The organism is Actinomyces sp. Z5, from assembly GCF_003287795.1.
GTDB lineage: Bacteria > Actinomycetota > Actinomycetes > Actinomycetales > Actinomycetaceae > Actinomyces > Actinomyces glycerinitolerans.
Window position 1 is genome coordinate 1 of sequence record NZ_QMIN01000019.1, and the last position, 9,024, is coordinate 9,024.

General features: G+C 68.6%; 9 protein-coding genes. 3 read left to right on the top strand and 6 right to left on the bottom strand.

From position 1 onward, the window contains the following. Positions 1–246: 246 nt before the first annotated feature. From DRB06_RS02085 to DRB06_RS16490, 3 genes are all read left to right on the top strand, one after another. Positions 247–753, top strand: a complete 507-nt coding sequence (locus DRB06_RS02085) for an NTP pyrophosphohydrolase (protein WP_111819016.1) — start codon at positions 247–249, stop codon at positions 751–753. Positions 754–804: 51 nt separating this feature from the next. Next, positions 805–1,464: a hypothetical protein gene (locus DRB06_RS02090; protein ID WP_220092955.1), complete on the top strand. Its 660-nt coding sequence runs from the start codon at positions 805–807 to the stop codon at positions 1,462–1,464. A gap of 551 nt (positions 1,465–2,015) precedes the next feature. Beyond that, the gene (locus tag DRB06_RS16490; protein ID WP_258522117.1) at positions 2,016–2,264 is read left to right on the top strand and encodes an NTP pyrophosphohydrolase; all 249 of its coding nucleotides are present in this window, start codon (positions 2,016–2,018) and stop codon (positions 2,262–2,264) included. A 182-nt stretch (positions 2,265–2,446) separates the two neighbouring features. Here the strand turns inward: DRB06_RS16490 and DRB06_RS02100 are convergent, their stop codons facing one another. The 6 genes from DRB06_RS02100 to DRB06_RS02125 form a co-directional block, all read right to left on the bottom strand. Further along, the gene (locus tag DRB06_RS02100) at positions 2,447–2,938 is read right to left on the bottom strand and encodes an NUDIX domain-containing protein (RefSeq protein WP_111819019.1); all 492 of its coding nucleotides are present in this window, start codon (positions 2,936–2,938) and stop codon (positions 2,447–2,449) included. A gap of 6 nt (positions 2,939–2,944) precedes the next feature. Then, positions 2,945–3,709, bottom strand: coding sequence for a type 1 glutamine amidotransferase (locus tag DRB06_RS02105; protein WP_111819020.1), 765 nt, complete (start codon positions 3,707–3,709; stop codon positions 2,945–2,947). Next, positions 3,706–5,145, bottom strand: coding sequence for a Mur ligase family protein (locus DRB06_RS02110; protein ID WP_111819021.1), 1,440 nt, complete (start codon positions 5,143–5,145; stop codon positions 3,706–3,708). Before DRB06_RS02110 ends, DRB06_RS02105 begins: the two co-directional genes overlap by 4 nt. 33 nt (positions 5,146–5,178) lie before the next feature. Continuing rightward, complete coding sequence (locus tag DRB06_RS02115) at positions 5,179–6,855, bottom strand: diacylglycerol kinase family protein (protein ID WP_258522118.1); 1,677 nt, start codon at positions 6,853–6,855, stop codon at positions 5,179–5,181. Positions 6,856–7,010: 155 nt separating this feature from the next. Further along, positions 7,011–8,327 carry an MFS transporter gene (locus DRB06_RS02120; protein WP_111819022.1) on the bottom strand — a complete coding sequence of 439 codons (1,317 nt, stop codon included), beginning with the start codon at positions 8,325–8,327 and terminating at the stop codon, positions 7,011–7,013. A gap of 229 nt (positions 8,328–8,556) precedes the next feature. Further along, positions 8,557–8,736, bottom strand: a complete 180-nt coding sequence (locus DRB06_RS02125; RefSeq protein WP_181575166.1) for a hypothetical protein — start codon at positions 8,734–8,736, stop codon at positions 8,557–8,559. Between the last annotated feature and the right edge of the window lie 288 nt (positions 8,737–9,024).

Sequence of the window (9,024 nt, forward strand, 5' to 3'; positions counted from 1 at the left end):
TCACAGGGCGGCCCGCCCCGGGCGCTGACACGCTCCTGGGGCGGGCCGCCCTGTCTTGCCTGACTCAAGCCCGGCAGCGCACGCTACGGAGGACAGCAGAAGCCGTTCGACAGCCTGGTCTCGCCGGACAACCCCGCCCGGGTGACGCTGCCGGACGGACGCATCATCGAAATCACCGAGGTCGAACTCCTTCAAGCACCCAGGCAATACTGACCAACCGCCTCAGAGCATGAAAGGAAGCGAATAGTGAATTACTTCGTAACTTGGAATGTGGATGCCCAGCACGGGAGGGGCGAGCGGTTCAAGGTCCGACAGACCCCGGAGATGATCGCCGACCAGATGCAAAGACAGCTCACCTACCCCACGTACTTCACTGAAGGCGCCTATTTTTCTTTAGGGGTTCAACCTCTTCCCGCGGGGGTGAGGTTTCCTGATGAGTTGGCTGATGATGACCCCGAGCAGATGCGGTACATGCAGGCGGCTGGGTCTAATCGGGCGTTGACGATCGAGGCCCGCGTCCCCAACCCGGACGGCGGAGGGGGTTGCATCCACTACGTGCTGGCCCGCGAACCGGTTGCGGACCCTGACCGGTGGGTGTCGCTGTCCTGGGATAACGGCTCGGCCGAGCCCTACACCATCCAGCTGCATCCCGAGGAGATCTTCACCGGGGAGCAGGCCGTGCCCGTCTTCCGCGACTACATCATCAACGGCCGCCTCCCCGATCCCCAACTCCTGCGCGCCATCGACGTCTGACCGGGTCTGTACCCGCCTACGGCATTGGCCACCGACGGTATGGTGCTGGACATGGTTGTGAAGTGGGAGCTTTCGTTCAGGATGCGTCGTCCGGGGCAGGAGGAGCGCATGGAGGAGGAGGCTGCGCGGTCCTGGGAGCTGATCCAGCAGCTGCGGGGCCTGCACCCCACCCTGGACCCGTGGCGCGAGACCGCCATGTCTAAGGCGAAGGCCGCGGCAAACCCAGAGATCACCACCCTGGAGGAGTATCTCGCCGTCATGCACACCAAAATCAAACCCGACCTGTCAGGCGTCAGGTTCTCACTGTTTTCCGGGGATGTGGACCGGGCCGACGGCGCCTCCATCATGGTAAGGATCGGCGGGTGGCAGCCCGACACCGGCGGCGTAAGGCTTGATTTCCATAGTAGTGAGTTCGCTGATCTGATCGTCGGTGATGAGTCCCTGGCGGATCGCCTGGTCGCCATTGGCGCGGATATCCTGGAGCCGGAGATCGGGGGCCTTTCCCGTGAGGATCAGCCTGTCAAGGATCATCCTGAGCCGTATGACTATTCGCAGGGGTGGAAGATGTTCTTCCCGGCCTCCTCGCCGCACTGGGCGCAGGCCGGTGCCCTGGCCACGGCCTCCTACCCGACCGCCAACGGTGCGGTGTTCACCTACGGCACCCCCGACACCTACCCCACCATCCTGAACACCTGGCCCAGGAACACCTGAGCACCCGCTCCACCCCCACCGACTGTGGTTCCAAGGCCCGCCCCGGGCGCTGACACGCGCCCCTGGGGCGGGCCCCCCTGGGGCGGGCCACCCTGCCCTGTCCGGCTCCCGTCGAGGTCAAGTCAGGCAGCGCACGCCGGGGAGTACAGCAGAAGCCGTTCGACAGCATGGTCTCGCCGGACAATCCTGCCCGGGTGACGCTGCCGGATGGACGCACCATCGAAATCACCGAGACAATGACACTACGGGCACCGAAGCAGTAGCCCGCAACCGCTAAACAACCCAAGGAGGCCCCGGGTATGAGTAACTTCGTTACGTGGACCGTTGATAACCACTCCGGGAGGCTTGAGGTTTTTACGCGGCCTCAGACTCCCGAGAGAATCGCAGATGATGTTGCACACGACCTGACTTATCCGAGTTTTTTCACCGGAGGACCGATCTTCGCCTTAGGAGTTCAACCTATTCCAGAGGGTATCGATGTCCCCGACGACCTTCCCGACGATGATCCTGAGCGGATGCGGTACATGCAGGCGGCCGGGTCGAATCGGGCGATGACGATCGAGGCCCGCGTACCCGACCCGGATGGCTCGTATGTTCATTACGTGTTGGCGCGTGAACCCGTCGCCGATCCGGACCGGTGGGTGCCGCTGTCCTGGGACAACGGCTCGCCCGAGCCCTACACCATCCACCTGCACCCCGAAGAGATCTTCACCGGCCAGCAGGCCGTGCCCGTCTTCCACGACTACATCATCAACGGCCAACTCCCCGACCCCCAGCTCCTGCGCCCCATCGACGTCTGACCGGACTGACGCCTGTGTGAGCACCTGACTGGAGGGCGTGGCTCCGTCTGTTACGAGCTTTTGCACCCTGGTGTGCAGGAATTTGCCGCACACCAGGGTGCAAAGGCTCGCAGTAGAGGACAAAGGCTCGCAACAGCGACGCTGCGACGTCGTCCGTCACCGGAGCCGCGTCAAGGAGCCCGTCACCGGAAGCGCGCGCCGGCGGACGGGTCGGCCAGCCACGCCAGGGCGGCGTCGATGCGCCCCGGGGTGGAGGTGACCAGCGGGGTCGGCAGTGCATCCGGCGCGAACCAGCCCACCGCCGTCGACTCCTCGTCGGCCACATGCGCCCGCGCCACCGCGGCGGCATCCGCCCGGGCGGCGAAGGTGATGTCCATGAACACGCAGCGGTCCCCGTTGGCAAACACATGCGGCTCTCCGGCACTCACCCCGGCCACACCGACGATCTCGGGGTCGACGCCGGTCTCCTCCAGGCACTCGCGCCGGGCCGCGGCGGCCGGCTGCTCCCCGGGCTCGGGGATGCCGGAGACCACCGCCCAGGCGCCGTTGTCGGAACGCCGCCCCAGCAGCAGCCGCCCGTCCGGGGCCACCACCACCACGCTGACGCCGGGCAGCCACAGCTGGTCGTGCCCGATCTTCTTGCGCAGCTCGATGATGAACTCAGGCGTGGCCACGGCGCGTCACCTCGGCCGGGCGGCGGCGATGTTGCTGGCGCGGCGGGCGTCGGCGTCGTCGATGGGCAGCGGATCCCAGGCCCCACCGCGCAACTCGACCGCGCGCTGCAGCAGCCAGTCGGCCACGGCGGGGTTCTTCGGCAGGATCGGGCCGTGCAGGTAGGTGCCGATCACGTGTTTGAACCGGGCCCCCTCCGCGCCGTCCTTGCCGTTGTTGCCGGCCCCGGAGCGCACCGTTCCCAGGGGCTCGGCGCCGGGGCCGAGCGTGGTCAGTCCGGAGTGGTTCTCATAGCCGACCACCCGGCCGAACTCGGGGGAGTCCAGCACGATGTTGCCGATCAGTCGCCCCGATCCGGCCACCGTCTCGGCGTCCAGCAGCCCGATCCCGGGAATCTCGGAGCGCTCGCCGGTGACGAAGCGGTGCCCGAACAACTGGTACAGGCCGCAGATGACCAGCATCGGCACGCCGTCGGCCGCCCACTGCCGCAGGCGCGGGCCGATCTGGCCCAGGTCGTCCTTGATGCGCTCCTGCCCGGAGTCCTGGCCGCCGCCGCCCAGCACCAGGTCCACCTCCTGCGGCAACTCGTCGCCGGGGTTGTAGGAGTGCAGCTCGACGTCGTAGCCGTGCCACTGGCCGCGGCGGGCCAGGGTGAGCAGGTTCCCCCAGTCGCCGTAGATGTTCATGTCCCGCGGATACAGCTGCAGCACGCGGATGTGGCCGCGGGCGGGGCCGGAGCCGGTGTGGTTGTAGACGGTGGGGGCGGTGCTCATTTCATGACCTCCTCGACCTCGGTGAGCCGCCCGAGGCGAGCACGCAGGGCCAACATGGCGGTGTAGGTGGTGTACACGCGCATGGGGCGGTCTTCGGCGGCGGCACGCGCGCGCAGGGCGTCCAGGGCGGCCTCCAGGTCCGGTTCGACGACGCCGACGGGTACCTCGTCGTAGCGCAGCCGCAGCGCCATGTCCCAGGCGCGCACCCCGGTGACGACGGCGACCCCGGCCCGCTTGAGGGAGGTGAAGTCCACGTCCCACAGCCAGGACATGTCACGGCCGTCGGCGTACTCGTCGTTGATGGCGATCATGATGAGCTCGTCGGGCCGACCCCGGCCCGCGGCGGGTGCTGCAATGGTGCTGGGCGCGCTGCCGGCATCCACGGTGTCGGTCCGACTGGTGGCGTCGGCCTGGGCGGTGGGCGCGGACATGAGGCTCATGCGGAAGCCCGCCGGATTCTTCACCAGGGACAGCTGCACCGGACGACCGTCCAGGGTGATGACCTCACCGCGGCCGAAGGCCGGGCGGATCTCGGACAGGGTCGCCAGCAGGCGTGGCAGGTCGGCCCGGTCGCCAAGCACCTCCAGCACCAGGGTCAGGGCGGCACAGGCGTTGAGCACATTGTGGATGCCCGGAATGGCGAAGGCGACCCGGTGTTCGGCGCCGTCCACCTCAATGGTGGCCTCGTTGCCGGCCAGCGCCACCAGGCGCACGCGCGGAGCCGGGCAGGGGGAGTCGGCGCCGGCGGTGGACTCGACGGCGTCGTCGGCGAGCGCCCCGGGTGCGCCGCCCGCGTCCGCCTGTTCGGTACGCAGATCGTCGTCGGACAGGAAAACCGAACGCAGGGCGGGGCCGACCCCGAAGGCGGCGGTGCGGGAGGCCAGGCCCCCCAGGAAGCGCTCCCCGTTCAGGCGCGGGTCGTCGGCGTTGACCACCACCACGTCGCGCGTGGCCAGGGCGGCCTGGCGCAGCAGGGAGGCGGTGTAGTCGATCTCGCCGAAGCGGTCGAGCTGGTCGCGCATGACGTTGAGCATGAGCGCCGCCCGCGGCCTGACGGAGCGGACGAAGTGGACGGCGTGGGCCTCGTCGAGCTCCAGCACGGCGACGTCGGCGTCCAGGTGGCCGGCGGCGTCGACCTCGGTGAGTAGGGCGGCGAGCACTCCGCGCACGAAGTTGGAGCCGGTGCGGTTGGTGAAGACCTTCAAGCCCTGGTCGCGCAGCAGCTGGACGACCATCTTGGTGGTGGTGGTCTTGCCGTTCGTGCCGGAGACGAGCACCACCCCGTGCGGCAGCCGGTCCAGGGTGCGGGCGAGGAAGCCGGGGTCCGTGCGCTCCATGACCAGGCCGGGGAAGGCGGTGCCACCGGAGCCGCCGCCGCGCAGGCGAGCCAGGGTGCGGGCCGTACGGCCGAGTGCGACGGTGAGGCGTGAACGCATGGGGCTCCTGCTTGTGGTCGACGGCTGACCGCCTCAGTCTAGATGAGTGCCTCCGCCTTGGCGGTGTGACGTGGAGGCGGGCGGGACGACGACGCGCAGTGCGGCGGGCTCGGCCTCGGCGACCAGCTTCCGGGTGCGGCCCACGGGGTCTCCGTCGAGCTCGAAGGGGACCGGCTCGGGCGTGGTCAGGGTCAGCCGACGGGCCTGGTGGTGGCTGAGGCCGTCGACGTCCTGGCCGATCAGCAGGCCGGCGCCGACCTTGGCCCAGTCGGTGATCCGGTTGGGGCCGGTGAGAAGCAGGTCCACGCGGCCGTCGTCGGGGGCGGCGTGGGGGAAGATCGTCATGCCGCCGGTGATGGTGCCGACGTTGCCCAGCAGCGCCATGACCACTCGGTGCTCGGCGGAGGCGGTGGGGGCGCCCGCGCCGGCGCCGCTGTCGTCGTCGCCGTCGAGCTCCACCCGCACCGTGAACGGGTCCGGCACCGCGTTCTGCACCGCGGCCACCACGTAGGCGCCGGAGCGGATCACCTTCTTCAGATCCTCGCTGGTGTCCGCCATGATGCGGGCATCCAGGCCGAGGCCGGCCATGACCACGAAGCGTTCGGTGCCGCCGTCCCAGGTGCAGCGCACGACGTCGATGGCGCGGGTGGGGCCGGACAGGGCCAGGCGCAGGGCGGCGTCGGTGTCGAGCGGCACCTGTAGGTTGCGGGCCAGCAGGTTGCCGGTGCCGGTGGGCAGCAGCGCCATGGGCACGCCGCTTCCCGCCAGTTCGCTGGAGACGGCGCGCACGGTGCCGTCACCACCGGCGGCCAGCACCAGGTCGACGCCGGCGGCCAGGGCGCGGCGGGTCTGCTCGTGGCCGACGTCTTCGGGGGCGGTCTCCAACCAGAGGGTGGGCTGCCAGCCAGCTGCCAGCACCTCGGACTCCACGCGCCGACGCAGCAGAGACAGGTCGTCGAACTTGGTGGGGTTGTAGACGATGGCGGCGCGCTTGTCCACGGTGGTAGACGGCAGGCCGATATGCGCCCAGGACGCGAGGATCTCCTCGGTTCCGCCCACGCTGAGCGAGAAGGTCGCCACCGTCGCGCCGAGTAGCACGCCGCCGATCAGGTCGGAGACGGACTGCAGGCCCATGGCCCACTGGCCCGCGCAGGTGACGGCGACGGCGACCACGCCCGCCAGCCGCCACAGGCGCACCTGGGAGGTGGGACGGCGGTGGGCCCGCGTGAGCGTGACCAGCACCCAGGCGGCCACGGTCATGGCGACGGCGTGCCCGGCGGGGTAGGCGAAGCCGCGGTAGGACAGGGAGTCGGCGAAGGCGGAGGAGGGGCGTGCGTGGTCGATCCAGGTGGCGATGGCGATCTGGAGTGGCAGGCCGAGCAGGGAGGTGGTCAGGGCGGTCGACAGGCGCCGCATGCGCTGCTGGTAGGTGACGACGGCGGCCGCGGCGATGGCCGTGTAGATCAGCACCGGGTGGGTGAGCAGGGAGATCGCCTCGAGCACCTGCCCCCGTCCCGAGCGCGGTGGCAGCATGGGCACCGTCAGGGCGGCGTCGAGGCGGTCGGTGAGTCCGGTGCGAACCAGGACGGTCCAGGCGGCGAATGCCAGCGCGCCCAGGATCCAGGCGCCGTAGCCGAGCTCCCAGCGGCGGCGCAGGCGGTCGGCGACGCCGGCAAGCCGGTCGTTGAAAGTGCCGAGACGGGCGGACACGGGGCTCCTTCACGCTGATGTCGCTGGGCGGTGCGCGGGCCGCCGGCGGTGCGGCGCCAAATTACCAGGGTCGCGTGCGGTGGAGCTGTGTGTCCGCCCGTCCCGACGAGGTGGGTGGGGGATCGTTTCGGAATGATGGTGTCGGTTGCGCCCGGCTACTTCACCTTCTTGATGAAGATGGCCAGCACGCCGCCGATGATGGCGCAGATGCCGGCGAAGTAGCACAGCGCCGGGTAGTTCATCTTCTCCGGTGAGCCGATGCCCAGGAAGAGCGGTGCCATATACGGGGCGAGAGACTGGGGCAGGGCGTTGGCGATGTTGAACACGCCCAGGTCCTTGCCGGCGTTGTCCGGGTTGGGCAGGACGTCCACTACGAGGGCCAGGTCCACGGAGATGTAGACGCCGTAGGCCAGGCCCATGATGGCCTCCACCATGTAGAACCCGGATACGGTGGTGGTGTGTGCGAGCATGAGCGTGCCGACGCCGAATAGTGCGGAGGCGGCGAAGACGAAGGCCTTACGGCGGTGGAGCCGGTCGGAGAGCTGCCCGCCGACGAAGCTCGCGGCCATGAGGAAGCAGGTGTAGATGAACACGGAGATTGTCACCGTGTTCCGCGCTTCGGCCTCGGTTAGGCTGACCCGGTGCACCAGGTACATGAGGCGGTAGGTGGTGAAGGAGAAGGCGCAGAAAGTGATGAGGAAGCGGCCAGCCCAGGCCAGGGCGTAGTCGGGGTGCTTGACGGGGTTGACCCAGAAGGTCTTGAGCAGGCCGATGAAATCGAGTCGCGGCGGCTTAATGGTCAGTTGCTTGTCCGGCAGGACGAAGGCGAACCAGGTCATGACCAGGATGGCCGGAATGGCTGGGGCGATAAACAGCATCGGGAGCCTGGTCGCCATGGCGCCGGCCCACCAGGTGGCGATGAGCTGGGCCAGGTTCTGGGCGATGGAGATCATGGAGCTGACGCGAGCTCGCTGTAACTCGGGTACCTGGTCGGATAGCACTGCCACGAAGGGTGCCAGGGCGGCATTGGCGCCGATTTGGGCAACGAGCCAGCCGGCGGCGACGGCGGGGACAGTGTTGGTCAGGCCCATGATCACCAGGCCCACCGTCATGCCGAGGATGCCGATCACCAGCCAGGGACGGCGCCGTCCCCAGCGCCACATGGTGCGGTCGGAGATCTGCCCGAAGATCACGTTGGCGAAGACCGCGCCCAGGGCCCCCAGACCGGCGATCTGGGAGACTGCGTTGGCCTGCGCCGCCGAATCGGTGGGGAACATGGCCATGGCCTTGGTCTGGATGGCCACGACCGCCGGCCCCATGAGGGCGATGAAGAAGAAGAGCTGGGCCAGGACGTACGCGGCGATGAAGAACGGCTTGACCGGTTTGGTGGGCGGCGCGAAGAAGGCGTCGACCTCCTCCTGGGTGGCACGGCCGCCAGCGGATGAGCTTGCTGTGGTTTGTGGCTCTGCCATAGGGATCTCCTCGTCGAGATGGAAGGGAAAGTGAGCTGCACTACATATGTCAGCCTAAGCCCGTTGGGACCTCGACGTCACGCAATCGTTTGACAGAGTTTTGTACCGCTCGGTCTGGGGGTGCGTCCCTGATCGCGGGAGGGTCCTCGTGCCGACCGTCGGCGTACCGCCGGCGCCTCCGGTCTTCCCACTGTTGAGCCTGCGCGTCGGATCTAGCTGGGGGAGCCGCTCACCGATTACCGGGCAGTGGCAGCTCCAGGTTGAAGGCGAGCACCATCGCCCGGGCGAGCATGTGCTCCTGCTCCTCGCCCAGGTAGCCGACAATGCGGCCGAGCGACGCCGTAGGAATGGTCAGTACGTTGTCCAGCGAGATGGCGCCGGGGTGGTCGAGCCCCTGCGCGGGACCCACCGGCGCCTCGCTGGACAGCCCCTTAACCGGCTCTTCGCGTTTGAGGGTGTGGTCGGTGGGGGTTGGCGCTGTCGGCTGGGGTGCAGGGGTCGGGCCTTGTCATTGATGCCTGGGCCGGCAGTGTTCGGGGTGCGTGCGCAGGCCGATGCGGGGCCTGACGGTTCGTACCTTTGCTCCGATGATTCGTACTGTCTTGCGACGGTTCGGCACCCAGAGGTACTGTGCTGTCTCCACACTTCTGGGACGGTTGAGTCTCATGACTTCTGGGACGGTTGAGTCTCATGGGTT

What these genes read in the sequence shown, in the direction of transcription:
- DRB06_RS02090 (WP_220092955.1), top strand. Translation starts at nt 805, where the DNA reads ATGGTTGTGAAGTGGGAGCTTTCGTTCAGGATGCGTCGTCCGGGGCAG.
- DRB06_RS16490 (WP_258522117.1), top strand. Translation starts at nt 2,016, where the DNA reads ATGACGATCGAGGCCCGCGTACCCGACCCGGATGGCTCGTATGTTCAT.
- DRB06_RS02105 (WP_111819020.1), bottom strand. Translation starts at nt 3,709, where the DNA reads ATGAGCACCGCCCCCACCGTCTACAACCACACCGGCTCCGGCCCCGCC.
- DRB06_RS02110 (WP_111819021.1), bottom strand. Translation starts at nt 5,145, where the DNA reads ATGCGTTCACGCCTCACCGTCGCACTCGGCCGTACGGCCCGCACCCTG.
- DRB06_RS02120 (WP_111819022.1), bottom strand. Translation starts at nt 8,327, where the DNA reads ATGGCAGAGCCACAAACCACAGCAAGCTCATCCGCTGGCGGCCGTGCC.